The organism is Flavobacterium noncentrifugens, assembly GCF_900100375.1.
Classification (GTDB): Bacteria; Bacteroidota; Bacteroidia; order Flavobacteriales; family Flavobacteriaceae; genus Flavobacterium; species Flavobacterium noncentrifugens.
This window is the reverse complement of the sequence record NZ_FNEZ01000003.1, coordinates 475,667-500,066: the sequence shown is the minus strand read 5'-3', so window position 1 is coordinate 500,066 and position 24,400 is coordinate 475,667. Positions and strand designations below refer to the sequence as shown.

Here is a 24,400-nt window from a genome sequence, read left to right as displayed (position 1 = left end):
ATATCAACCGGCAGATTTTAAATCCTGCCGGTTTTTTTATACTTTTTTTTTGCGTAACTTTCGTTGTATTTAAAACCCCGAAATGAAATTCCTGACTTCCATATTTTTCCTGTTCGTATGTTGTACCGTTTTTTCGCAAGAGCAATTTTCAGTCTTTTTCGACAGCAACAAATCAGATCTTAAAAAACTTGAAAGTGACAAATTCCAGGATTGGATCAAAATGCATTCAGATGTAAAGATTGTTGCTATAAACGGTTACACTGATGAAGACGGATCTACAGGATTTAATGATACGCTGGCGCAGAAAAGAGTCAGTTTCGTATTTTTACAAATCAAAGGAAAAGTAAAAATCCGGGAAGATTTTAAAACCAGAAGCTTCGGGGAGTTGCACAATCTGTCAAAAAATAAAGCCGAAAACCGGAAAGTTTCCATTTTTTATATTGAAGCCAAAGACATTCCGCGTGAAGATGAAATCCTCGGGATCAAAAAGGCAGTTGAAGAAAAACCGATCGTAAGTTATCCGAATGAAGTTTCGATCGAAAACCCAAATGGAACCACTACAGCATACAAGCTTGACGTCGAATTTATGCGCAAAATTGCCGATGCCAAAGTAGGTGAGAAGCTCAAAATCGACAACCTGAATTTTGTCATCAACACCTTTGCAATCGTGAATGAATCTCGCGGAAAATTGTATGAACTGCTGACTGTTTTGCGAAGAAATCCAAATTTAAAAATTCAGATCCAAGGACATTTATGCTGCATGCCTATTGATCGAACCGATTTATCGACACAACGCGCCAAAGCAATTTACAACTTTTTGATCATCAACAAAATTGACAAAAGCCGCCTTTCCTACAAAGGTTTCGGAAGCAGCGAACCCATTTTTCCATTGCCTGAAAAAGACGAATCAGAACGCGCTGCAAACCGCCGTGTCGAAATTTTTATCGTAGAAAATTAAGTTAATCCCCATGAAAATCAAAATGATGTTGCTGTTGGTTTTTTTAAATGCGGCAACGGCTTTCGCTCAGGAAAAACTCGAAGTTTTTTTTGATTTTAATAAATTTGATTTGAATGAAGCAGCAACAACTCAACTGACAGTTTGGAGTTCCACACATAAAAATATGGAGGTCACCAAAATTTACGGATTTTGCGACTCTAAAGGAACGAATCTTTACAACGATACGCTTTCCATGAAACGCGTCCGCACAGTTTCCGACTTTTTAAAGCATCGCGAAATTGCAGTTAAAGACAATTTTGAAGTCCGCGGTTTTGGTGAAGATTTTAAACAATCAAAAATCCAGGCTGAAAACAGGAAAGTTTTGGTTGTTTATGAATTGAAGAAAGAAATTGTTGTTCCCAATCCAGCAACAATCGGTTTGCAGGACAAAATAAAAACTTCAAAATCAGGCGACAAGATCAAACTCGAAAAGATCAATTTCTACAATATGTCGTCTCGCATCGTTCCCGAATCGCAGAATAATCTATACGAATTGCTATGTGCTTTACAAGAGAACCCGAATTTGCGAATTGAAATCCAGGGGCACATTTGCTGCCAACTCAGCGGCGACATCAACAACCTTTCGGTATCGCGTGCGCGTGCGGTTTACAATTATCTGGTATCGCAAAAGATCAGTAAGAACCGATTGGCATTTAAAGGTTTTGGTGTCACTAAACCAATCCATCCGATTCCTGAAAAAAACGAGCAGGAGCAGGATGAAAATCGTCGTGTCGAGGTGATGATTTTAAGTAAATGATTTTTGATTAGAAAATGCGTCAATGAGAAAATTAGATAATAAACAAAAAAAGATGAAAAATCACCTTTTCTAAGTACTGAAATCAGCGCAAAGCATGTCGTTTTCTAATTGCCGCAATTTTTAATTACCGGCTTAACCGACCGAGCCTTTTCCCGTTTTCACTATCGCTGATCAATTGATCAAGCCATTTTTTTCTCGTCACTTCGTTCTTTGGACTCATCACTACATGAAGAGCCGTTTTAATATAAGATGGCGCTTGCGAATGAAAGAAATCCCATGCTTTTTTATTGGCTTTAAATTGGTTTTTGAATGCTGCTGAAAATTCCATTTTGTCCTGTTCAAAAGCGTAAATCCTGGATTTTGACTCTTGGCGTTTTTCAAAAGCAGCAATTCCTGCCGGTTGCATCAGTCCCGATTTGGTAAGCGATTCTACTTTTTTAATATTGATGCCGCTCCAGATGCTGTCTTTTTTTCTCGGAGTAAACCTAATCGTATAACTTTCTGCATCGCGCGATCTGCGCACGCCATCGATCCAGCCGAAACACAAAGCCTGATCGACCGATTCCGACCAGGTCATTGAAGGTTTTTTGCTTCCGACTTTATAAAAACCAACGAGCAATTCTGTTTCTGACTGGTGGTTTTTTTCGAGCCATTTCCTAAAATCGTTCTGATCGGGGAAAAATGCAGCTTCCATAAATTATTTTTTGAAGCTAATATCGCTTTTTTTGACCGTATATTCAAAACGGGGATTGTCGCTGACATCCCAGATTTCCATTTTTACGGCCGGATCTTTTTTTGTCCAGTCGATGGTCAATAACCCGAAATGATTTTCCATGACCGGGCCTTCAATGCGGAATTGGTTTGGCGTTGCAAATTTCCATTTGGATGACAAACCGCTTGAAGTAAAATCGTAAATCGGATATAAATCTGGAATTTCTCGTTTTGAGATCTCGGCATAATGCACGTCGCCGCTGATGAAAAAAATGCCATTGGCTTTTGTTTTCTGAATCAAATCAAACATGCGCTGCTGTTCTTTCGGGAAATTCGTCCAGGATTCGTAACCGTTAAATTCATGTCCGAATTGCACGCTGCTGCCAATGATCCGAAGATCGGCGTCTTTTTGCAGTTCTTTTTCGAGCCATTGCCATTGTGCTTCACCAAGAAATTCAGGATTGCCAATGCTTGGCGCATAATCGAGTTTGTAGAAATAGCGTTTATCTTCCCCGACCTCGCCCATGTATTTTTGCATTTTGTCACGGAAATACCTGGTGTCCAATAAGATGATCTGGACTTTTTTGCCGTTGGTTCCATAAATGTACGATGTGTAAATGCCATCGCGTTTCCGGCGTTCTGAATCCTGCGGCTCATGAAAGAAGTCCAGAAAAAACTGCTTTGATTCTTTTTTCTTTTTGTATTCTTTTCCTGCATCGTTGTCGCCAAAATCGTGGTCGTCCCAGGTTGCGATCACAGGAACATTTTTGCTGAGGTTTTGAAAGCTTGGTTTCGCTGCTAACTGTGCATATTTTCTTTCGAATTCCTTTTCGTCTTCTGTATCGGCGTATATGTTGTCGCCCAGGAAAATGAACAGGTCGGGTTTGTGTTTGACCACGAGATCGAAAACGGGAAGCGGTTTGTCCTGTTCGGCACAAGATCCGAATGCGATTTTGGATATTGTTTTTTTGCTTTGGTTTTGTGCATGTGTCATTTGAAACAGCAGCAGCACCGCAATTAAAAGTATATTTTTTTGCATGGATGGCGTTTTTTATAAATGTACAAATTTTTAGGATTTTGGTTTTACATGATTTCAAAATGTTCCGGTTTTGAAAAATATTTTTTGAATATAAATGCCCTAGCCCGGATAGCAGCGGAAATCCTTTTGCGGAGTTTACGAAGTAAAAGATTGCAGCGAATAGCCGGAACAGCTTCTAAAATAAATTCGGAAATCACAGCTATAAATCACAAATCCAAAATCTGAAATCGTAAATTTCTAGCTATCTTTGCGCGACAACTACAACACAACAACATGAGTTCAGATACTTCAAAAAGGTATGCGCAGCGCGGCGTTTCGGCGTCGAAAGAAGATGTGCACAACGCGATTAAAAACATCGATAAAGGTTTGTTTTCAAAGGCTTTCTGCAAAATTGTTCCCGATTATTTAACCGGAGATGACAATTATTGCCTGATCATGCATGCCGACGGCGCGGGAACGAAATCGTCTTTGGCGTACCTGTACTGGAAGGAAACCGGCGATATTTCGGTGTGGAAAGGCATTGCCCAAGACGCATTGATCATGAATATTGACGATTTGCTTTGCGTGGGCGCGACCGATAATATTTTGCTGTCATCGACCATTGGAAGAAATAAAAACCTGATTCCGGGTGAAGTGATCTCAGCGATTATCAACGGAAGCGAAGAATTGATTGCAGAACTCAAAACCTTCGGCATAACAATTCATTCCACGGGCGGCGAAACTGCAGATGTGGGCGATTTGGTGCGTACAATCATTGTCGATTCGACGGTGACGGCGCGCATGAAACGCAGCGATGTGATTGACAATGCGAATATTCGTCCGGGTGATGTAATTGTTGGTTTGGCTTCTTTTGGCCAGGCGAATTATGAGCAATCGTATAATGGCGGCATGGGAAGCAACGGACTGACTTCGGCGCGGCACGATGTTTTTGGAAAATATCTGGCGGATAAATATCCTGAGAGTTTTGATTCGCATGTTCCGGAAGATCTGATTTATTCAGGACAGGTGAAATTGACAGATTCGGTTGAAAATTCGCCAATCGATGCGGGGAAACTGGTGCTTTCGCCAACACGGACTTATGCGCCGATCATCAAAAAAATACTCGAAAAATACAATTCGGAAGACATTCACGGCATGGTGCATTGCAGCGGTGGCGCGCAGACAAAAGTATTGCATTTTGTGGATGCCGTTCACGTAATTAAAGACAATTTATTTCCGGTTCCGCCTTTGTTTAAGCTGATCCAGAAGCAATCGAAAACCGACTGGAAGGAAATGTACCAGGTTTTTAACTGCGGGCACCGAATGGAATTGTATGTTCCTGAAAATGTGGCGAAAAATATTATCTCGATTTCAGAATCGTTTGGCGTTGCCGCGCAGATTGTCGGTCGGGTAGAAGCTTCGGATTCAAAAAAGTTGACGATTGCAAGCGAATACGGAACTTTCGAATATTAGTCTGATGATGGAAATCAATCCAAATCAAATTCTTGAAGACGGGCGTGTTTTGCTTCGACCACTGGAAAAATCAGATGTTGATCACTTGCTGTATTTTTCAATAAATGAGCCCGATACCTGGTTTTATTCATTGGTTCGCGCTAACGGAAAAGAAAATCTTGAAAACTATATCGACATTGCGCTGAAAGCAAAAGAAAACAAAACGGAATTCCCATTTATTGTTTTCGATAAAAAAACGAATCATTACGCCGGAAGCACGCGTTTTTACGACATTAATTTTGCATTTAAAACACTGCAATTGGGTTATACCTGGTATGGAAAAAATTTTCAGGGAACCAGCTTGAACAAACATTGCAAATATTTGCTGCTGGAATTTGCCTTTGAAATACTCGGAATGGAGCGTGTGGAATTTCGCGCTGATGCAAACAATGCAAAAAGTGTTGCTGCGATGAAAAGCATCGGTTGCAAAGTCGACGGAATTTTAAGAAGCAACATGCCGACTTTTGAAAGTGATGTCAGAAGGGACAGCATTGTTCTTAGTATTTTAAAAAGCGAATGGATTGATTCTGTAAAGGAAAATCTGAAAAGCAAACTGCATTAAAAAAGCTCCTGCATAAAATACAAGAGCTTTTTATTCTAAACAAAAAACACTTTCTTAATTGATTATCAACTTATGCGATTCTGTGATATTATCGCCTGTAAGATGAATGATGTACATGCCGCTTGACAATGCTGAAGTATTTACTTCTGTTGTATTTTCTGCAACGAATTGCTGAACGATTTTTCCGGTTCCGATCTCTACGATTCTACCGTTTGCATTTCCAAAATCCGAGGTAAGCTTAATGTTTACTTTTCCGCTCGTTGCCGGATTTGGATAAATGATGCTTTTCATTGAATTTTTAAATGCAAAGTTTTCTGCTGCAAGTACCGACTGGACTTCAAAAGCACCAATGTCGCGTCTTCCGCCAAATACAGCATTTCCGGTTTGATCATTAAATAAATCGGTTGGATTTCCCGCGTTCAAAGCCGGACTTCCCGCCAGCAATGCGTGTGTTAAAGTTGAACCGCCATTATCTGTTAAAGGCGCTAAGAGCGGATTGCTGCCTTCGACATCTCCGGTTCCGGAAACAAATACATTGGTATTGTCACTTCCGATAAGGTTGTATCCATTTGAAATGTAAATGCCTAAAGTGTTTGATAAATCGGCACCTAAAGCAGCTGTATTGGTTGCAACAATCGAGTTTTTAAGATTAGGAACAACTACGCTTGTATTGGAAATTCCGCCTCCTGTAGCTGCGGTATTATTTGCAATGGTTGCAGCATTTACAGACAATTCTGCATTGTTAAAGATTCCTCCGCCGCTGTTTGCAGCAGTATTTCCCGAAACAGTCGTGAGTAATACTGTTGCTAATCCGGTTTTTATATGGATTCCGCCTCCATTTCCAGAAGCGCCAAGGGATTTGTTATTTGCAATAGTAGAATTGTTTAGCATTAAAGTTCCGCCGTTATTAAAAATTCCGCCGCCGCCGTGGGTTGCGTCTGGTCCGCTGGCTTTATTTGAATTTACAGAAGTATTGCTAACAGTCATTGTGCTGCCGGTTTGGTTCCACAATCCGCCGCCTTCTCGTCTTGCCAGATTTTCAGATACAAATGAACCCGAAATGTTTGCGGTAGTCACGCCTGTAATATGAAGTGCGCCGCCATTTCCTGGATTAGGATTTCCTGCTCCGCCATCCACATCGTTAAAGGTCAGGCTTGAATTTGTGATCGCAAGTGTTCCGGCAACGACTTCAATTGCGCCACCAGCACGGTTTGCCGAATTCGAGCGCAGTTCTGAATCCATAATGGTTACGGTTCCGGCAAGGCTAAAAATTCCACCGCCGCTTCCGCTTAATCCATTTGCGATATTATTTGTGATAATTGTATTCGTAACGTTTAATATTCCGGCAGTATTAAAAATTCCTGCGCCACCGTCGTCGGCAGCTGCTCCTTGTGAAATGTTGGCGTTAATTGTGGTATTGGTAACGGTCATCGTTCCGGATCCGTTCCACAAACCACCACCTTCAAGTGCCGCAGTATTGTTGCTAACTGTTCCGCGTGTAATGGTTGCGCTTCCACCACCAGTGATGTGCAGCCCACCGCCATTTCCAGGAGGGCCAGTTACCGAATTGTTGTTGAGGTTCACATCTGTCAAAATAATCGTGCTTGTGCCCGAATTGTCTTCGATTCCAGCTCCGGCGCGAACCGCAATATTTCCGGTAATGGAAGAATTGGTCACTGTAAGTTGTGATCCAACATCATTTAAAATTCCGCCACCGCTTCCCAAAGTTCCGTTTGCAATGTTATTGCTGATGGTTGCATTGCGTACGATCAAGGTTCCGGCATTCAAATTGTAAATTCCGCCACCGCCCTGATCTGCTAAAGCGCCAGTTGCCCTGTTTGCGTTAATTGTCGTTCCGTCAATGGTCATAGTTCCGGTTCCATTCCATAAACCGCCACCTTCCGCTCCAGCATTGTTTGCATTTACAGTTCCGCCGTTTACTGTCGTAGTTCCGGCAGCAGTAACGTGCAATCCACCGCCATTTCCTGGTGAGGTAAAAGTGGTATTTTCGTTTAAACTGACATTGGTTAAAGTCACATTTCCGGCATTATTTTCAATTCCGCCACCAGCCCGGTTTGACGTATTTCCAGTGATTTGTGAATCGGTTACAACCAATGTTGATCCTACATCATTCAGAATTCCGCCGCCACTTCCGGAAGTACCGTTAGCAATGTTAGAAGAAATCGTAGCATTTGAAATATTTACTGTTCCGCCATTCAGATTGTAAATCCCGCCACCGCCATTATCAGCTGCTACGCCTGATGCCGTATTTTGTGAGATTGTAGTCCCATCAATGGTCATCGTTCCGGTTCCGTTCCACAATCCGCCGCCCTCAGCCGCCGCCATATTCAACCGCACATTACCACCGTTGATGGTTGCCGTTGCGGCACCGGTAATATGCAATCCGCCACCATTCCCCGGGGACGCTACAGCAGGCGGAAGGCCGGCATTATTTGATTCAAGAGTAACATTGGTGAGTGTGAGCGTGGTTCCGGCTACTGTTTCGATTCCGCCACCCGCGCGATTGGCCCGATTTCCGGAAATAGTAGTGTTAAAAACAGTAAGATTGGCGCCAGATCCGACATAAATTCCGCCGCCGCTTCCGGAAGTTCCATTGGCAATCGAATTGGTGATTTTCGAGTTGTTGATTCCGAGAGTCGCATTTGCAACATAAATAGCACCTCCATTTTCTGCAGTTCCATTGGTAAGTTCCAAATCATTGAATACCACATTTCCGTTGGTAACATTGAAAATCCGTCCGTTTGCCGTACCGTTGATTGTAGTGTTAAGAATACCGTTTCCTGTAATGACAAGAGATTTGTCAATTGCAATTTCACCGTTGGCAAGTGTAATAGTCGTCACTAAAGGTGAAATGATGATAATGGAACCGGCACTTGCAGCGGCAACCTGATTTCGTAATGAGCCTGCTGAGCCATCATCAGCACCGGTAAAAACGATTTGTGCCTGCATTGAAATTCCTGTTGTGAGGAATAAAATCAACACAATTTTTGTAAGAGTAATTGGTTGTTTCATAGTGAAAAATTGTTGGTTAATAGATTTATATACTTATGGTTACGCTCAAATCCTGATCTTGGTTTTTATTTTTGGTGTTAATAAAAACTTAAATAAAGTTTTAAGGCAAAAGTACATTAGCCATATAATTTCTAACTTTGGAAAAAAAAAGATGAAGATAAATCCACAATTCGGCATTGGCCCACTCATTTTCGGCATGAAGCAAAAAGATGTCGAAGGTATTTTCGGCAAACCTGATAAAAATTTTAAAGACGACGACCAGAATGTGATTTACGTATACAATCAGGATAAATTGCGCCTGACTTTTTATGAAGATGAAGATTTTAAACTCGGTTATCTGATTTCATCAAATCCCGATCTGGTTTTGCTGGATCAGAAAATCATCGGCGCCAAGCCTTCTGAAATCAAAGAAGTATTGATTTCGAAAGGTTTTAAAACATGGGAACAGGAAGATTTCGACATGACTGAAAACCATTTCAATGAAGCAAACTGGATTATTCTGCAATCAGAATTCGGGCAGATCATTAAAGTAGAACTCGGCGCTGTGATCAATAGCAAAGACGAACTCGACTGGAAGTTTTAAACAATAAAAAAGGGCTAACGAAAATTAGCCCTTTTGTATATTATGGATTTTATTATTTTTTCTTGTCAGATGTTGGTCCTCCAACCGGAGGCGTTGGCAAAGCTTCAAACATTTCCACTTCGAAAATGATGTTTGCGTTCGGTGGAATGACGCCACCAGCGCCACGTTCTCCATAACCCAATGCAGCCGGAATGAACAATACTTTTTTCTCACCGAAAGTCATGTCGCTCAAGCCTTCAAGAAATCCAGGGATCAGGCCGTCTTTTTTGCCTGCCTGGAAAGGAAACGGCTGGTATCCATTTTGTGCCGCGCGGTTTGCGTCATATTTTCCATAGGCTTTTGCCACTTCTTCATAGCTGCTGTCAAACAAAGTTCCGTCTTCAAGATAACCGGCATAATGGACATAGAAATTTGTTCCGTCAACCGCTTTCTTTCCGTTTCCTGGTTTCAGGACTTTGTATTGCAATCCTGATGGGGCCGTGGTTGCAGTCGCTTTCAAGCCGTTTAGATATTTTAGTTTGTCTGCTTTTACCGGTGCATATTTCTCGTCATAAACCCTTTTGGCTTCAGCGGCAGCTTCTTCCTGTTTTTTTCTGGCTTCAGCCTGAACCGCTTGTTGCTTTTTATCGTCGTCAGCTTTGTTGGCGTAATAATCGGTAAAGGTTTTTGCAGCGTCGAATTTTTTCGCATCGGCACCTTTTCTTACGATTGTAAGTTTTTTGATGACGTCATCCTGAGCAATTGCATTCACCACGTCCATACCTGAAGTCACATAACCAAAGATCGTGTGTTTTCCATTCAACCAAGGTGTGTCTTTATGGGTGATGAAAAACTGACTTCCGTTTGTAGCCGGGCCTGAATTGGCCATAGCCAAAATCCCGCCTTTATCAAATGTAAATTCCGGGACAATTTCGTCTTTAAAGCCATAGCCCGGTCCGCCAGAACCATTTCCAGCCGGATCGCCGCCTTGTATCATGAAATCTTTAATGACACGGTGGAATTTCAATCCGTCGTAAAAAGGTTTTCCCTTAAACTTTGCATCGCTTACAAAAGTATTCGTGCCTTCGGCCAAAGAGATAAAGTTTCCAACCGTTACCGGTGCTTTTTTGTATTCCAATTGTACGGTAATTTTCCCTTTTGAAGTTTCAAATTCTGCAAAAATACCTTCATTTGAAGCCGCTGTGTTTGGCGTTGCTTTTTTAGTTCCGACTATAGGCGCTACTTTCTTAGAAGCCGGTTTTTTGGTCGTTTGGGCAAATCCAGACATCATTCCCAAAAACAATAAAGCGATAACTTTAATTTTCATTTTTTTTGATTAAAAAACTCCTTACTCACTTCGCAATTGCAGGGATTTTCAGGTTTAGTCCCCATATTTTAATTAATAGTTAATAATGAATAATTAATAAATTTGGCTATTTCGATTAAAACCAATCCATGAAATTATTAATTGTTTTGATTTTCAAAAAGCTCAATCTCAAATACAATATTTGCATTTGGCGGAATTACGCCACCTGCGCCCTGAGCGCCATAAGCCAAATTCGAAGGGATGAATATGATCGCTTTATCGCCATAAGATAATTGTTCGATGCCTTCGATAAATCCGGGGATCATGCCGTCTTTTTTGCCAGCTTGCCACGGAATTGGCAGGTATTGCTGTGCATCGGCTCTTCTTTGGTCGAATTTCCCAAATATCTTGGCAACACTTTCGATACTGGTGTCAAACAAACTTCCATCTTCAAGGAAACCAGCATAATGAATGTAAATTGGTGCACCGGCTGCCGGTTTTTTACCGCTTCCTTTTTTGATGATTTTATAGGCAAGCCCGCTTTTTGTTTTGGTTGCAGTTTTGCGTAATTCGGCAATTGACGCCACTCTTTGCTCTTTTACAACTTTATATTGGGCGTCATATTTTGCTTTATTTTCCCCATCGGTGATCGCCTGTTTCTTTTGGGCTTCAGCTTCATTTTTAAAGAAATCGGTAAAGATTTTTACAGCGTCGAATTTTTTCGCAGCATCACCTTTGCGGATGATTTTTACAGAAAGAATGCCGTCATTCTGTTCGATATTATTTACGATATCCATTCCTTCAACAACATGACCGAAAATCGTGTGCTTTCCATCAAGCCACGGTGTTGGAACATGCGTAATAAAAAACTGGCTGCTGTTTGTTCCTGGCCCGCCGTTTGCCATTGACATTACGCCAGGTTTGTCATGTTTTAAATCAGTGAATTCATCTTTGAATTTATAACCGGTATCGCCCGATCCGTTGCCTAAAGGATCGCCACCCTGAATCATAAAATCCTTGATCACGCGGTGCCATTTGAGTCCGTCGAAAAAGGGTTTGCCTTTATATTCCGCGTTTACAAATGTGTTTTTTCCTTCGGCAAGGCTAACAAAATTGGCTACGGTAATCGGTGTTTTTTCAAATTCCAATTGGGTAATGATATTGCCTTTGTTGGTTTCAATTTCAGCATATAAGCCGTCGGGCAAATTGCTGTGTTCTTCCTTGCAGGAAATCAATGTTGCAAAAGTCAGCAACAATAGAAAAAAGCTTCTTTTCATTTTAAATTAGTCTGTGGTTAGTTTGTTTTCAGGTTTGAAATCGGTTAAGGTCACTGTGACAATCAACGGTTCGTTGTGCCCGATTCTTCTATTGTCGCCGTGATATCCATACGCCAAATGCGACGGAAAAAGAAAAGTTACCGCTTCATTCTTATGCATTAATTTGATTCCGTGGCGCAGTCCGATGATAATTTTTTGCTCTTTATCAACATGATAGGTTTGCGGTCGAAGCTCCAATTCAGAATAAATCACATTTCCGTTCAGGTCTTTCACTTCGTAATTGAAATTGGCTACATCGCCTTTTTTTGGACGCAGTGTATCGCTCGTAATCTTATTTTCATATTTGTACCAATAGCCTTTATTCGAAGCGATGTATTTTGAATTGGGTTCGCTTTTAATGATCGAATCGATTTTCCCTTCTTCGCCGGCGATGAGTTTTTTATTGCGCTCGACAGATTCTTTCATAAAAGTCCCCGAAGATTGCGACATCGGTTCGCGTGCCTGTTGCTGCGAACAAGCCACAATGGCAAGCGCAGGCAGCAATATTAATAAATTTTTGAAATGTTTCATAGTAGGTTATATTGTGATTTCGTGGATGATTTTTTCGAATTTTTTAACCGTTTCCTCGAGTGAAAGATTCGATTTACCGCCTGCTGCGTTGATATGTCCGCCACCGCTAAAATATTCTCGGGCAAATTTATTGACGTCAAAACCGCCTTGGGAACGGAATGAGATCTTAATAATTCTTTCATCTGTATGTTCGATGAAAATCGCGGCAAAGTGAATGCCTTTGATCGTAAGGCCGTAATTGACAATGCCTTCAGTATCGCCTTTTACATAATGGTATTTGTCGAGTTCCTGTTGGGAAAGCGCGATGTAAGCCGTATGCAATTCTGGTACGACTTTCATGTTTTGAAGTGCTTGCCCGAGCAATTGCAGGCTTTCGTATGAATTGTTGTCGAATAATAAAGTTGGGATTTCAGTATTTTTTACACCAAGATCGATCAAATCGGCAATGATCCGGTGCGTCGTTCCTGTTGTTTTTGGAAATCGGAACGAACCAGAATCGGTTAAAATTCCCGTGTAAATGCAGGTTGCGATTTTTTGGTCGATCAACGATTTTTCGCCCAACAGGCAGATGAAATTGTAAATCATCTCGCAGGTTGATCCAAATCCGGTATCGGAATACGTGTATTTTGCAAAAGTATCAGGTTTTTCATGATGGTCGATCATGATAAAAATCGTCGTAAGCTTGTTCAAAACATGCTCCATTTCGCCCGTACGGTGGAACGCATTGAAATCCAATACGAAAACAATTTCTGCTTCCTGAAGCACTTTCGTACTGTTGGCGCGGTCTTTTTCAAAAATTAAAACCTTCTCAGAACCGGGCATCCAGGTTAAAAATCCAGGAAACTCATTCGGTGCGACAACTGTTGGTAACTGGTTCATTTTCAGTAAAAAATGATAGAGTGCAAGTGTAGAACCCATGGCGTCGCCGTCTGGGCTGCGGTGCGGGATTATCGCTATTTTCTTCGGTGTGGAAAGCAATTCCTTAATTGCCAGAATATCGTCATTCGTCATAGGACGCGAAGTTACATTTTTTTGGGAAACTGGGAACAATTTAACAAGTTCTTAGCGCACTAAAATGAGTCCGCCCCAGACTGCTAATAAGCCGGTTATAACGCTTGTGCAGATGTAAAGCATCGCTGTTACACCGTTATTGCTTTGCAGGAGTGAAATATTTTCAAATCCGAACGCGGAAAAAGTAGTATAGCCGCCACAAAATCCGGTAACGAGCAGCCATTTCAAATTGGAATCGGGCAGGTTATTTTTCTGGAAGAATCCCATTAGCAAACCAATTAAAAAGCAGCCGAGAATGTTGATTATGAAAGTCGCCAGTGGAAATGCTGACGCATAATATTTATTGACAAAAACCGTAGTCAGATAGCGAAAAGCACTTCCGATTCCGCCGCCGAGCGTGACTAAAAGTACGGTTTTTACCATCTTAAACTATTTTGAAGTTGCGATCACAAAATTCAGCTTTAATTTCACGCCCATTTGCATCAAATCGACTAAATCCTGAACTTTATTATCAGCAGGAACGCGCACCACAACGGTTTTGTCATTGGCGGCAGTCGTTTTGTCATATAAAGCCTGTTCGAGTTGGTCAAACGGAACTTCCTCTTTATTAAGGTAATATTTCTTGTCTTCGGTAACCGAAATGCTGATGTGGTCTTTGTTTGTGGTTTCGTTCGTCTGCGCCTTCGGCAATGTCAGTTTGATCACGTTAGGATTGGCCAAAGTCGAGATAATCAGAAAAAACAAAAACAAAAAGAACATGATGTCGCTGAGTGACGACGTCGGGATTTCGGGATGGAAGCGCCTGTTTTTTCTAATTGCCATTTTGCGGATCTTGAATTACGTGGATGATTTCCAATGATTGTTTCTGCACTTTCAAAGCGAAATTGTCAATCAGCATATTAAATAAATGGTAGGCGCAGTAAGCGATCACGCCCACAACCAATCCGGCGCCGCTACTGATCATTTTCTCGTATAAACCGCCTGAAATCGTCTGGATATTCAGATTTCCTGTGTTTGAAATCGTATGGAAAATTTTGATTACCCCGGAAATGGTTCCGATGAATCCCAAAATCGGTGCAATACCAGAAATCAAACCCAGATAACCAAGGCCTTTTTCCATTTGTGCGACTTCAACATCGGTCGTTTTTTCCATCACCGATTCGATTTCGCTGATTGGTCTTCCAATGATTGATACACCGCTTTTTAAGATATTTCCGGCGGCGGTATTTTCACGTCCGGCAAGCATGATCGCATTGTCGAGTCGGCCGGCACGCAATTGGATCTTCACATCATTGACCATGTTGCTGTCCATTTTGGTGGCTTTTTTAATTGATAAATAACGTTCGATAATCACATAGATGCAAAAGAAAAGCAATACGATCAGTGGGTAAATCATAACTCCGCCCTTGAGGATAAAGTCAAGATAAGAAACGTTTTCAGTCACGCTGACTTCTGTAGTTGCGGCTGCGGCGGCAGCATTTGCGATCGTGTCGGTAACCGGAGCGGCCTGTAATGCAAAATTCAAAAAGGTCATAGGTATTGTCGTTTATTAAGTCAGTTTACAAAAATGCGCAATTTTTTAAAGAGCCTGAGATTTAAAAGTTTTTTTTATGAACATAGATTTTTCAATACTGTGGATAACGGCAGATTGTTTCATTAAGTATGAAACGACGGTTTTTATTTGACCGCTACGCCATTATTCTGTAAAATTTTAGAAAAAAACAAAATATGGTATGCTACTGAATTTTGCCAATATTCCCAGGTATGCGCGCCCGGACGTTCGGTGTAATCGTGCGGCACTTTGGCATAAACCAATCTTCGGTGCAATTCGCGGTTTGGTTCGATCAGAAAATCATCTACACCGCAATCAATAATTAAGGGCAATCCATTGCTTTTAATTTTGTCGACCATTCTTAACACGGAATTTGAATCTAAAACTTCCTGAGAAGCAGGTGTAGTTCCGAAAACAGGTTCGAGCAATTTGTTCACGCGTTCTGCCGATTCAGGATTTCGGATGCTTCCCATATCAACCGCGCCGCTCATGCTTCCGGCTGCACAAAATAATTCGGGATGCTTAGCCGATAGATACAAAGCGCCATGTCCGCCCATCGAAAGCCCAGTGATCACCCGGCCATTTTTATTGGCAACGGTGCGATACGTTTTATCTATTTTTCCAATGACATCCTGAGTGATATATGTTTCAAACTGGCTGCCTTTATTTACGGGGCTGTCAATGTAAAAACTAAAGGTTTCGCCTTCTGGCATGACAATGATCAGGTTGTATTTGTCGGCTAAATTCTTCACTGTTTCTTTATCGGGTGTGCTCGAAAGCCAATCCCTGAAATGCCCGTAAGCACCGTGTAGCAAATACATGACTGGGTAATTTTTTTTGTTTTTCGCGTAGGATTCGGGAAGAACAACTGCGGCTTTATACGTTTTTCCCATGGTGGAACTTGCAATATCCAAGGTGTCGACTTTTGCGGCATAAGAAATAGTTGTAAAAAACGAGAATAAAATAAGGAGCAGGAATTGGATTTTTTTCATAATATGGACTTTTGATGGCTCGTAAAGGTAACAAGAATTGTTTTTAATTTTAAAACCGCCATACACAATGTCGAAGCAGATTGTTTTCGGGTACGGATGATAAATTTTACATTCGGTTTTCCTCATTTAATTGTACATTTGCACTTTTATTTTTCGGGATAAAAAAAGCAACTAACTCACAAACAACACTTTTAAAAGTTTATAAACTTTACAGATGCAACACAACGTACTTATTTTAGACTTCGGATCGCAATACACACAACTTATTGCGCGAAGGGTTCGCGAACTCAACATTTTCTGCGAAATCTTTCCTTACAATCACGTTCCGGGTGATTTATCAAGTTATAAAGCCGTAATCCTTTCCGGAAGCCCGTTTTCGGTCCGTGCCGATGACGCGCCGCATCCGGATCTATCGGAAATCCGCGGAAAATTGCCTTTGCTCGCAGTGTGTTACGGCGCGCAATACCTCGCGCATTTCAGCGGCGGTGAAGTCGCTCCATCAAATACCCGCGAATATGGCCGTGCGAATTTATCGTATGTCAAAAACGAAGAAGATTTTTTCTTTGGCGTAGCCGAAAATTCCCAGGTCTGGATGTCGCACAGTGATACGATCAAGTCGCTTCCGGCAAACGGAATCAGGCTCGCAAGCACGCACGACGTTGAAAATGCAGCTTATAAAATTGAAGGCGAACCCACGTATGCGATCCAGTTTCACCCTGAAGTATATCATTCGACAGATGGCAAGCAAATCCTCGAAAATTTCCTGGTGAAAATCGCTGAAGTACCACAGAATTTCACGCCAAATGCTTTTGTTGAAGAGCAAGTAGCCGAATTAAAAGAGAAATTACAAAATGATAAAGTCGTCCTCGGACTTTCGGGCGGTGTCGATTCAACGGTAGCCGCGGTTTTGCTGCATCAGGCGATTGGCAAAAATTTATATTGCATTTTTGTTAATAATGGATTGTTGCGCAAAAACGAGTTTGAAAGCGTTTTGCACCAATATAAAGACATGGGCTTAAACGTGAAAGGCGTCGACGCCACCGATAAATTCATGGCGGCGCTAGAAGGCATATCCGATCCTGAACAAAAAAGGAAAGCCATCGGTAAAGCGTTTATTGAAGTGTTTGATGATGAAGCACACCAGCTCGAAAATGTAAAATGGCTTGCTCAGGGAACGATTTATCCGGATGTCATCGAATCGATATCTGTAAAAGGACCATCTGCAACTATAAAATCGCATCATAATGTGGGCGGTTTACCTGATTTTATGAAGCTAAAAATCGTTGAACCGTTGCGGATGTTGTTCAAAGATGAAGTTCGCAGGGTAGGCGCAACTCTGGGAATCGACCCGGAATTGCTGGGCAGGCACCCGTTTCCAGGTCCGGGATTGAGTATCAGAATATTAGGTGATATCACTTTGGAAAAAGTTCGTATATTGCAGGACGTTGATGCCGTTTTTATAGACGGATTGAAATCCTGGGGATTGTATGACAAAGTGTGGCAGGCCGGTGCTATTTTGCTGCCTGTAAACAGTGTAGGCGTGATGGGCGACGAGCGTACTTATGAAAAAGTAGTTGCGCTTCGTGCCGTTGAATCTACCGACGGAATGACCGCTGACTGGGTGCATCTTCCATACGATTTCTTAATGAAAGTGTCCAATGACATTATCAATAAGGTCAAAGGCGTCAACCGCGTGGTTTATGATATTAGTTCAAAACCACCAGCGACAATAGAATGGGAGTAACTTAAAAAATTTCGGAGTATGAGAAGAATTGTACTGTTTTTGTTTGTAGTTTGTGTGTTTCAGATCGGTATGGGCCAAGCCAAAAATAAAGAGGTTCCGGTCACCATAGTAAGCCATCAGGTACAACTCGGAGAAACAGTCCGGATGATCTCAAAGAAATATTTAGCCAATCCAACGGAAATTTACCGCCTCAACAAATTTGCGGTCAACGGCATCAGCGAAGGCATGGTGTTGCAAATTCCCGTGCCCATAAAAGACAATACAAAAGCACAACAAATCATAGAAGAACCACAGACGGAAACTGCTGTTGCTGAAAATGAAAACCAGCAACAGCAGCCCACTGGTGTGACGGTTATTGATCGCGACAACCAAACGGAGCATACCGTCCAATCGGGTGAAACGCTATCTGGTTTGTCGAGAAAATATGGCATTTCTATTGCCGAAATCAAAATGAGCAATGATGTACTAAATACTAAAGGTCTCAAAATCGGGCAGGTCATCAAAATTCCATCTACAAGAGTGCTTGGTGAAAATGAATCTTCAATCGGGTCAGATGTCGTTCCGGCCAATGAAATTGCGTCCACATCCAAAACAAAAAACAAAAAATAGCGTTACATTTGCAGGCCAATATTGCTAAACAAATTACAATGAACCGTCTGATTCTTACTTTTTGCATTTTCTTTTTTTCGCTAACTTCGATCGCATCTGCACAGGCTTATGTGAAGCATACCGTTGCAAAAGGGGAAACGATTACGCAAATCGCTACAAAATATAAGGTCACGCCTTTTGATATTTACAAACTCAATCCTGATTCGCAAAGCGGCATTAAAGAAAACGATGTGATCTTGATTCCGTCGGCTACTTCAAAAACTGCGGTTTCGGGAAAAACACATACGGCTGCAGCAAAAGAAACTTTGTACAGCATTTCACGTACTTATAACGTCGATGTTGATGAACTCAAAAAACTCAATCCCGACATTGTAAAAGACGGATTAAAAGTAGGGCAAACCGTTAAAATTCCTGGTAGTTCATCTGCCCCGGCAACAGTTCCCGAAGTCAAAGCTCCAGTAAAAGCAACCGTTGTTGAGACGAAAACAGCCCCAACTCCGGCATCTGATAAAAATACGTATCATGTTGTGGAACCGAAAGAAACCAAATTCGGCATTGCCAAAAAATACAAGATCAGCATTGCAGAACTCGAAAAGAAAAATCCCGAAATCGTTTCTAATTTGCCTGTCGGATATAAATTGCTCATTTCAGGAACGGCTCCAAAAGCAACTTCTAATGTTGCAGTTGAAAAGCCAAAACCTGTTGTGCATGAAGTTTCACAACCTGAAACTACAAAAACGGAAACCGTCAAAAAAACAACTTTCAGCGGATTTGCAAATTATGAAGTGAAGCCGAAAGAAACGCTTTTCAGCCTGGCCAAAACTTTCGACATTACCGAAGAAGAATTGATGATACTGAATCCGACTTTAAAAGAAGGCGTAAAAACCGGGATGATCTTAAAAGTTCCGGGAAAAGGTTCGGTTGTGGTGCAGCCTGTTGAAAAAAATGCTTCAAGTGCTCCAAACGCAAAAGTTGCCGATTTATCCAAATCTGTAAAAGTACAGGACAAAAAACAATTGGTTTTGATGTTGCCGTTCAATGCGACAAAAATCCAGGGCGACACTTTGAAAACAATTGGCATGCGACTTAAAAAAGATGCCTTCCTTAATATGACGCTCGATTTTTATTCGGGTGCTTTGGTGGCGATCGATTCTGCGAAAGCACTCGGACTTAACATTGACGTGAAAATCCTCGATTCGGAAGAAAGCAAAACATCATCGAATGTCGCTGCATTGGTACAAAATAATAATCTTGCAAATGCCGACGCGATCATCGGGCCATTTTACCAGCAATACATCGAAAAAGTAGCCGAATTGGTCGGGAAAAACAATGTGCCTGTGATTTCTCCATTGTCAAAAGAAATCGGAAAACCTTATTCGAATTTATACCAGGCGATGCCACCGTTGGATTGTTCCAAAGCAGCGATGTTCGAATTTATGAAGTCGAAAAACGGAAACATCATCATTGTTAGCGATCCGAAAAAAATCGCTAATAAAGAATTCATCAGTAAAAATTATCCGGGTTCAAAATTCGTAAATATTACCGAAGTCGGTGCTGTGGATGTCGACAATATGAAATCGTTAATGGTCAAAGACCACATAAATTATGTGATTTTGGATACAGAAAAAACCGGAATGATCCTGAGTACAACCAATGCTTTGCTTGCCGCAATGTCAGATTTTCAAATCCAATTGGCGATCATCGAACCAAACGAAACACTCGATTTTGAAGAGATTTCACTTAAAAGATTAACTATTTTGAAAATGTTGTATCCGTCATTTACAAGAGAAAACAATTCTCCTGAAGCGACTGTTTTTGAAAATAACTACAAAAAGCAAAATAAGATTTTCCCAAGCCAGTACGCCACACGCGGATTTGATATTACTTTCGATACGATGTTGCGTTTGTCACAGGGAAAAAGCTTTGAAACTTCAGTGACCGAAGACAAAACCGAACAGGTTGAAAGTAAATTCGAATATGCTAAAAAAGATTCGTCAGGTTACGTAAACAAAGGGATTTATATCTTAGAATACCAGGACGATCTGTCTGTAAAACAAGTGAATTAAAATACTTCAACCTAAAGTCTAAATGTCGAAAGTCTTTGCATTTGCGGGATGACTTCCGACTTTCCAACTTTTGACTAAAACCATGGACGACCAGCAAAAACTCCTCATCAAACTCGCGCATACCAAAATGCCCTTCGGTAAATACGAAGGCTGGCATTTGATCGACCTGCCCGAATATTATGTCGTTTGGTACAGCAACAAAGGTTTTCCTAAAGGCCAACTCGGCCAGCAGCTGCAACTCGTTTATGAACTTAAATTAAACGGGCTTGAGGAACTCATCCGAAACATCAAAAAGCAATATCCGAAACCGATTTAATTGGAAAACGGGCCAATTGGCGAATGAAATTTTATGCGTGATTTTGTTTTTTCGGATCAATGCTATAATTGTCCATTATCCATTATCCATTATCAATTAATAATCGTATTTTTGCCACGTTTTTTACGCAACTACAACAACACAACAAACAACAACAAAATGAATCAGACAAAATATATTTTTGTTACAGGCGGTGTGACATCTTCTCTTGGAAAAGGGATAATCGCGGCGTCATTGGCAAAATTATTACAAGCCAGGGGTTACAGGACGACGATCCAGAAATTCGACCCATACATTAACGTCGATCCCGGAACATTAAATCCGTACGAACACGGCGAATGTTACGTAACCGATGATGGCGCTGAAACCGATTTGGATTTAGGCCATTATGAAAGATTCCTGAATGTTCCAACGTCTCAGGCGAATAATGTTACGACCGGAAGGGTTTACCTTTCGGTGATTGAAAAAGAACGAAGAGGCGAGTTTCTTGGAAAAACGGTGCAGGTCGTGCCGCATATTACCAATGAGATCAAAGAACGCATGCAGCAGCTCGGCAATACCGGCGATTACGACATCGTGATCACAGAAATTGGCGGAACCGTCGGCGATATCGAATCGTTACCTTACATAGAATCAGTTCGCCAGCTGGTTTGGGAACTCGGCGAAAGCAACGGGATTGTTGTGCATTTAACGCTCGTGCCGTTTTTGGCTGCAGCCGGAGAATTGAAAACGAAACCGACACAGCATTCGGTTAAAACGTTGATGGAAAGCGGAATTAAAGCTGATATTTTAGTGTGCCGAACCGAACACGAATTGTCAGATGAACTGCGCAATAAATTGGCCTTGTTCTGCAACGTAAAACGCGAAGCCGTGATCCAGTCGATCGATGCGTCAACGATTTATGAAGTGCCGAATTTAATGCTTGAAGAAGGTTTGGATGTGGTTGCATTGAAAAAATTAAACCTGCCAAAAAAATCATCTCCGGATCTAAAAAACTGGAACATCTTTTTGCAGCATTTGAAAAACCCAAAACATGTCGTAAACATCGGCCTGATCGGGAAATATGTCGAATTGCAGGATTCGTATAAATCGATCCTTGAAGCATTCATTCACGCCGGAGCGGCAAATGAAACGAAAGTCAATGTGGTTTCTGTACATTCAGAATATATCGATTCGGATAATGTAAAAGCCAAACTTTTTGACCTTGACGGAATTTTAGTGGCGCCAGGATTCGGAGAACGCGGCATTGAAGGGAAAATCGAAGCGATTCGTTTTGCACGCGAAAACAACATTCCATTTTTTGGGATTTGCCTTGGCATGCAGATGTCGGTGATCGAATATTCAAGAAATGTTTTGGGATTGAAAGATGCCAATTCGACCGAAATGAATGCCGGAACTGCACACGCGGTCATCGACTTAATGGAAGAGCAAAAAGTAATCACAGACAAAGGCGGGACGATGCGTTTAGGTGCCTGGAAATGTGACATTAAAGAAAATACATTAGCTTCTGAAATTTATGGGCAAACCTCAATTTTAGAGCGCCACCGCCACCGTTACGAGTTCAACGGAGATTACCTGGAACAACTCGAAGCGGCCGGTTTAAAAGCTTCCGGAACCAATCCGGATACCGGTTTGGTAGAGATCGTCGAACTGGAAAACCATCCGTTTTTCATCGGTGTGCAATACCATCCCGAATATAAAAGTACCGTTGCTAATCCGCACCCGCTTTTCGTGAGCTTTGTGGCGGCGACCGTACAGTCAAAAAAGAAATAATTAACAACGGAAAGCGAAAGCAGCCCAAAAATGACAATGGAACAAAAAAAGTTTGACCTGAATTCGATTATCGGATTTATCTTAATTTTCGGAATCCTGATCTGGATCATGTACCAGAACCAGCCGTCTGAAAAAGAAATCGCCCTCGAAAAAGCCAAGAAAGAACAACTAAAAATCAGCGAAGCGAAGGCAGACAATGCGGCTTCAGCCAAAGAGCTGACGGTTGCGAAAATCGAAGACATCGCCAATGATTCTGTAAAACTCAAAGCCTTACAAGGCACTTTGGGCGGATTTGCTTATTCTGCAACACTTCCATCGGCGAAAAGCGATTTCACGACAATCGAAAATAAACTGATCAGCCTTAAAATCTCCAATAAAGGCGGTTATATTGTTGAGGCCAAACTGAAAGATTTCAAACGCATCAAGAAAACTTCGGGCGAATGGGTCGAACTGATCAAAAATAACAACGCAAACCTGAACATCAAACTTCAAACGCGTGACAACCGCACGCTTGATACAAAAAATATGTATTTTGAGCCAACGCTGACAACAGTTGCCGGAAATCAGGTGTTGACGATGCGTTTAAAAGCAGGTGTAAACCAGTTTTTAGAGTACCGATATACGCTCAAGCCTAACGATTACATGCTCGATTTCGACGTGCGTTCACAGGATTTAAGCCAGGTTTTAAATACTTCGAAACCGCTTGAAATGGACTGGGATCTGAAAGCCTACAGAAACGAGCCGAGCGTAAGCTATGAAAACCGTTATGTAGATTTAAGATACGAATATGAAGACGGCAAAGACAGCGACCTCGGATTGAGTAAAGAAAAAACCGAAACCGCAGATAAAGTTACGTATATCGCTTTTAAGCAGCACTTTTTCGCATCGATTTTATTGACGCATAAAGCATTTGACAAAGTAACCTTACATTCGAAAAACCTTGTAAATGACGAAAAAATCGATACGACATTTACGAAACAGTTCAATGCTAAAGTTCCGCTGGACTTCACAAATGGCGAGATTGATTACAAAATGAACTGGTATTACGGGCCGGCAGATTATAAGATCTTAAAGAAATACGACCGCAATATCGACAGAATTGTGCCGCTGGGTTGGGGCATTTTCGGATGGATCAATAAATTCGTTTTTGTGCCTTTATTCGGATTTTTAAGTTCGTTCATCGCTTACGGAATCGCGATCATCATCTTCACGATCATCATCAAAATTGCCATGTCGCCGATTACGTATAAATCATTCTTATCCCAGGCGAAGATGAAAGTGTTGCGTCCGGAGATCAATGAAGTGAACGAAAAGTTCAGCAAAGACCCGATGAAAAAACAGCAGGAAACGATGAAGCTTTACAACAAAGCCGGCGTGAATCCAATGGCAGGCTGTATTCCGGCTTTGATCCAGATTCCGTTTATGTATGCGTCGTTCCAGTTTTTCCCATCGGCAATCGAACTGAGGCAAAAAGGCTTCCTTTGGGCAGATGATTTGTCGTCATTTGATGCGGTGGTAAAATTGCCGTTCTACATTCCGTTCTACGGAAACCACATCAGTTTGTTCCCAATTTTGGCAGCCATCGCGATTTTCTTTTACATGAAAATGACAACAGGCGACCAGCAAATGGCGGCTCCACAACAGGAAGGCATGCCGGATATGGGCAAGATCATGAAAATCATGATTTATATTTCACCGCTAATGATGTTGTTTTTCTTCAACAATTATGGTTCCGGACTGAGTTTATACAATTTCATTTCGAATTTAATTACGATTGGAATTATGATTGTCATCAAACGTTATGTTGTGGATGAAAAGAAAATCCACGCACAAATCCAGGAAAACAAGCTGAAGCCAAAAACGCAAAGCAAGTTCCAGAAAAAAATGCAGGAAATGATGGAACAGGCCGAAGCCCAAAAAGCCAAAATGCCTAAAAAATAAGAACAAAAGCTCCTGATTTAAAAGGAGCTTTTTTTTTGAACACAACTAATATGTAATTTTGCCAAAATAAATCGCACAAAAAACGGTTATA

Annotated in this window: 22 protein-coding genes; 11 read left to right on the top strand and 11 right to left on the bottom strand. The window is 41.5% G+C overall.

Going from position 1 to position 24,400, the window contains the following annotated elements:
* The first annotated feature begins 82 nt into the window (after window positions 1-82).
* Together BLS32_RS11785 and BLS32_RS11780 are read left to right on the top strand one after the other, a co-directional pair.
* On the top strand, window positions 83-958 hold the full coding sequence (locus tag BLS32_RS11785; RefSeq protein ID WP_091395885.1) for an OmpA family protein: 876 nt from the start codon (window positions 83-85) through the stop codon (window positions 956-958).
* 10 nt (window positions 959-968) lie between these two features.
* The gene (locus tag BLS32_RS11780) at window positions 969-1,754 is read left to right on the top strand and encodes an OmpA family protein (protein WP_091395883.1); all 786 of its coding nucleotides are present in this window, start codon (window positions 969-971) and stop codon (window positions 1,752-1,754) included.
* Between the two features lie 124 nt (window positions 1,755-1,878).
* Here BLS32_RS11780 and BLS32_RS11775 read toward each other — a convergent pair whose 3' ends face one another.
* Window positions 1,879-2,448, bottom strand: coding sequence for a YdeI/OmpD-associated family protein (locus BLS32_RS11775; protein WP_091395880.1), 570 nt, complete (start codon window positions 2,446-2,448; stop codon window positions 1,879-1,881).
* 3 nt (window positions 2,449-2,451) lie between these two features.
* A complete protein-coding gene (locus BLS32_RS11770) occupies window positions 2,452-3,504 on the bottom strand; it encodes an alkaline phosphatase D family protein (RefSeq protein WP_091395877.1) in 1,053 nt (350 codons plus the stop codon).
* A 273-nt stretch (window positions 3,505-3,777) separates the two neighbouring features.
* Here BLS32_RS11770 and BLS32_RS11760 point away from each other — a divergent pair, with 273 nt between their 5' ends.
* Together BLS32_RS11760 and BLS32_RS11755 are read left to right on the top strand one after the other, a co-directional pair.
* Window positions 3,778-4,956 (top strand): AIR synthase related protein, encoded by a 1,179-nt coding sequence (locus BLS32_RS11760; RefSeq protein WP_091395871.1) that lies wholly within the window; start codon window positions 3,778-3,780, stop codon window positions 4,954-4,956.
* 7 nt (window positions 4,957-4,963) lie between these two features.
* Complete coding sequence (locus tag BLS32_RS11755) at window positions 4,964-5,557, top strand: GNAT family N-acetyltransferase (RefSeq protein ID WP_217639570.1); 594 nt, start codon at window positions 4,964-4,966, stop codon at window positions 5,555-5,557.
* Window positions 5,558-5,611: 54 nt separating this feature from the next.
* Here BLS32_RS11755 and BLS32_RS11750 read toward each other — a convergent pair whose 3' ends face one another.
* Window positions 5,612-8,590 carry a beta strand repeat-containing protein gene (locus BLS32_RS11750; RefSeq protein WP_091395867.1) on the bottom strand — a complete coding sequence of 993 codons (2,979 nt, stop codon included), beginning with the start codon at window positions 8,588-8,590 and terminating at the stop codon, window positions 5,612-5,614.
* 151 nt (window positions 8,591-8,741) lie between these two features.
* On the opposite strand from BLS32_RS11750, the gene BLS32_RS11745 reads away from it, so the two are divergent.
* A complete protein-coding gene (locus BLS32_RS11745; protein WP_091396144.1) occupies window positions 8,742-9,173 on the top strand; it encodes a hypothetical protein in 432 nt (143 codons plus the stop codon).
* A 52-nt stretch (window positions 9,174-9,225) separates the two neighbouring features.
* Here the strand turns inward: BLS32_RS11745 and BLS32_RS11740 are convergent, their stop codons facing one another.
* From BLS32_RS11740 to BLS32_RS11705, 8 genes are all read right to left on the bottom strand, one after another.
* Window positions 9,226-10,479 carry a peptidylprolyl isomerase gene (locus BLS32_RS11740; RefSeq protein ID WP_091395865.1) on the bottom strand — a complete coding sequence of 418 codons (1,254 nt, stop codon included), beginning with the start codon at window positions 10,477-10,479 and terminating at the stop codon, window positions 9,226-9,228.
* A gap of 137 nt (window positions 10,480-10,616) precedes the next feature.
* Complete coding sequence (locus tag BLS32_RS11735) at window positions 10,617-11,735, bottom strand: peptidylprolyl isomerase (protein WP_091395862.1); 1,119 nt, start codon at window positions 11,733-11,735, stop codon at window positions 10,617-10,619.
* A 6-nt stretch (window positions 11,736-11,741) separates the two neighbouring features.
* Window positions 11,742-12,305 (bottom strand): gliding motility-associated peptidyl-prolyl isomerase GldI, encoded by a 564-nt coding sequence (gene gldI / locus BLS32_RS11730; protein ID WP_091395859.1) that lies wholly within the window; start codon window positions 12,303-12,305, stop codon window positions 11,742-11,744.
* Window positions 12,306-12,311: 6 nt separating this feature from the next.
* Entirely contained in the window at window positions 12,312-13,316 is a 1,005-nt protein-coding gene (locus BLS32_RS11725; RefSeq protein WP_091395857.1) for a DHH family phosphoesterase, read from the bottom strand.
* A gap of 51 nt (window positions 13,317-13,367) precedes the next feature.
* Window positions 13,368-13,739, bottom strand: a complete 372-nt coding sequence (gene crcB / locus BLS32_RS11720; protein ID WP_091395854.1) for a fluoride efflux transporter CrcB — start codon at window positions 13,737-13,739, stop codon at window positions 13,368-13,370.
* 6 nt (window positions 13,740-13,745) lie between these two features.
* Window positions 13,746-14,138, bottom strand: coding sequence for an ExbD/TolR family protein (locus BLS32_RS11715; RefSeq protein WP_091395851.1), 393 nt, complete (start codon window positions 14,136-14,138; stop codon window positions 13,746-13,748).
* Complete coding sequence (locus tag BLS32_RS11710) at window positions 14,128-14,850, bottom strand: MotA/TolQ/ExbB proton channel family protein (RefSeq protein ID WP_091395848.1); 723 nt, start codon at window positions 14,848-14,850, stop codon at window positions 14,128-14,130. Before BLS32_RS11710 ends, BLS32_RS11715 begins: the two co-directional genes overlap by 11 nt.
* Before the next feature lie 143 nt (window positions 14,851-14,993).
* Window positions 14,994-15,860: an alpha/beta hydrolase gene (locus tag BLS32_RS11705; protein WP_091396142.1), complete on the bottom strand. Its 867-nt coding sequence runs from the start codon at window positions 15,858-15,860 to the stop codon at window positions 14,994-14,996.
* A 214-nt stretch (window positions 15,861-16,074) separates the two neighbouring features.
* On the opposite strand from BLS32_RS11705, the gene guaA reads away from it, so the two are divergent.
* From guaA to yidC, 6 genes are all read left to right on the top strand, one after another.
* On the top strand, window positions 16,075-17,604 hold the full coding sequence (gene guaA / locus BLS32_RS11700; RefSeq protein ID WP_091395845.1) for a glutamine-hydrolyzing GMP synthase: 1,530 nt from the start codon (window positions 16,075-16,077) through the stop codon (window positions 17,602-17,604).
* 18 nt (window positions 17,605-17,622) lie between these two features.
* On the top strand, window positions 17,623-18,213 hold the full coding sequence (locus BLS32_RS11695) for a LysM peptidoglycan-binding domain-containing protein (RefSeq protein ID WP_091395842.1): 591 nt from the start codon (window positions 17,623-17,625) through the stop codon (window positions 18,211-18,213).
* Window positions 18,214-18,251: 38 nt separating this feature from the next.
* Complete coding sequence (locus BLS32_RS11690) at window positions 18,252-20,279, top strand: PBP1 and LysM peptidoglycan-binding domain-containing protein (RefSeq protein WP_091395839.1); 2,028 nt, start codon at window positions 18,252-18,254, stop codon at window positions 20,277-20,279.
* An 82-nt stretch (window positions 20,280-20,361) separates the two neighbouring features.
* Window positions 20,362-20,595 (top strand): DUF3820 family protein, encoded by a 234-nt coding sequence (locus BLS32_RS11685; RefSeq protein ID WP_091395837.1) that lies wholly within the window; start codon window positions 20,362-20,364, stop codon window positions 20,593-20,595.
* Between the two features lie 159 nt (window positions 20,596-20,754).
* Window positions 20,755-22,368, top strand: coding sequence for a CTP synthase (locus tag BLS32_RS11680; RefSeq protein WP_091396139.1), 1,614 nt, complete (start codon window positions 20,755-20,757; stop codon window positions 22,366-22,368).
* A 36-nt stretch (window positions 22,369-22,404) separates the two neighbouring features.
* Window positions 22,405-24,309, top strand: coding sequence for a membrane protein insertase YidC (gene yidC / locus BLS32_RS11675; RefSeq protein WP_091395835.1), 1,905 nt, complete (start codon window positions 22,405-22,407; stop codon window positions 24,307-24,309).
* Window positions 24,310-24,400: the final 91 nt, after the last annotated feature.

What these genes read in the sequence shown, in the direction of transcription:
- BLS32_RS11785 (WP_091395885.1), top strand. Translation starts at nt 83, where the DNA reads ATGAAATTCCTGACTTCCATATTTTTCCTGTTCGTATGTTGTACCGTT.
- BLS32_RS11780 (WP_091395883.1), top strand. Translation starts at nt 969, where the DNA reads ATGAAAATCAAAATGATGTTGCTGTTGGTTTTTTTAAATGCGGCAACG.
- BLS32_RS11775 (WP_091395880.1), bottom strand. Translation starts at nt 2,448, where the DNA reads ATGGAAGCTGCATTTTTCCCCGATCAGAACGATTTTAGGAAATGGCTC.
- BLS32_RS11770 (WP_091395877.1), bottom strand. Translation starts at nt 3,504, where the DNA reads ATGCAAAAAAATATACTTTTAATTGCGGTGCTGCTGCTGTTTCAAATG.
- BLS32_RS11760 (WP_091395871.1), top strand. Translation starts at nt 3,778, where the DNA reads ATGAGTTCAGATACTTCAAAAAGGTATGCGCAGCGCGGCGTTTCGGCG.
- BLS32_RS11755 (WP_217639570.1), top strand. Translation starts at nt 4,964, where the DNA reads ATGGAAATCAATCCAAATCAAATTCTTGAAGACGGGCGTGTTTTGCTT.
- BLS32_RS11750 (WP_091395867.1), bottom strand. Translation starts at nt 8,590, where the DNA reads ATGAAACAACCAATTACTCTTACAAAAATTGTGTTGATTTTATTCCTC.
- BLS32_RS11745 (WP_091396144.1), top strand. Translation starts at nt 8,742, where the DNA reads ATGAAGATAAATCCACAATTCGGCATTGGCCCACTCATTTTCGGCATG.
- BLS32_RS11740 (WP_091395865.1), bottom strand. Translation starts at nt 10,479, where the DNA reads ATGAAAATTAAAGTTATCGCTTTATTGTTTTTGGGAATGATGTCTGGA.
- BLS32_RS11735 (WP_091395862.1), bottom strand. Translation starts at nt 11,735, where the DNA reads ATGAAAAGAAGCTTTTTTCTATTGTTGCTGACTTTTGCAACATTGATT.
- gldI (WP_091395859.1), bottom strand. Translation starts at nt 12,305, where the DNA reads ATGAAACATTTCAAAAATTTATTAATATTGCTGCCTGCGCTTGCCATT.
- BLS32_RS11725 (WP_091395857.1), bottom strand. Translation starts at nt 13,316, where the DNA reads ATGACGAATGACGATATTCTGGCAATTAAGGAATTGCTTTCCACACCG.
- crcB (WP_091395854.1), bottom strand. Translation starts at nt 13,739, where the DNA reads ATGGTAAAAACCGTACTTTTAGTCACGCTCGGCGGCGGAATCGGAAGT.
- BLS32_RS11715 (WP_091395851.1), bottom strand. Translation starts at nt 14,138, where the DNA reads ATGGCAATTAGAAAAAACAGGCGCTTCCATCCCGAAATCCCGACGTCG.
- BLS32_RS11710 (WP_091395848.1), bottom strand. Translation starts at nt 14,850, where the DNA reads ATGACCTTTTTGAATTTTGCATTACAGGCCGCTCCGGTTACCGACACG.
- BLS32_RS11705 (WP_091396142.1), bottom strand. Translation starts at nt 15,860, where the DNA reads ATGAAAAAAATCCAATTCCTGCTCCTTATTTTATTCTCGTTTTTTACA.
- guaA (WP_091395845.1), top strand. Translation starts at nt 16,075, where the DNA reads ATGCAACACAACGTACTTATTTTAGACTTCGGATCGCAATACACACAA.
- BLS32_RS11695 (WP_091395842.1), top strand. Translation starts at nt 17,623, where the DNA reads ATGAGAAGAATTGTACTGTTTTTGTTTGTAGTTTGTGTGTTTCAGATC.
- BLS32_RS11690 (WP_091395839.1), top strand. Translation starts at nt 18,252, where the DNA reads ATGAACCGTCTGATTCTTACTTTTTGCATTTTCTTTTTTTCGCTAACT.
- BLS32_RS11685 (WP_091395837.1), top strand. Translation starts at nt 20,362, where the DNA reads ATGGACGACCAGCAAAAACTCCTCATCAAACTCGCGCATACCAAAATG.
- BLS32_RS11680 (WP_091396139.1), top strand. Translation starts at nt 20,755, where the DNA reads ATGAATCAGACAAAATATATTTTTGTTACAGGCGGTGTGACATCTTCT.
- yidC (WP_091395835.1), top strand. Translation starts at nt 22,405, where the DNA reads ATGGAACAAAAAAAGTTTGACCTGAATTCGATTATCGGATTTATCTTA.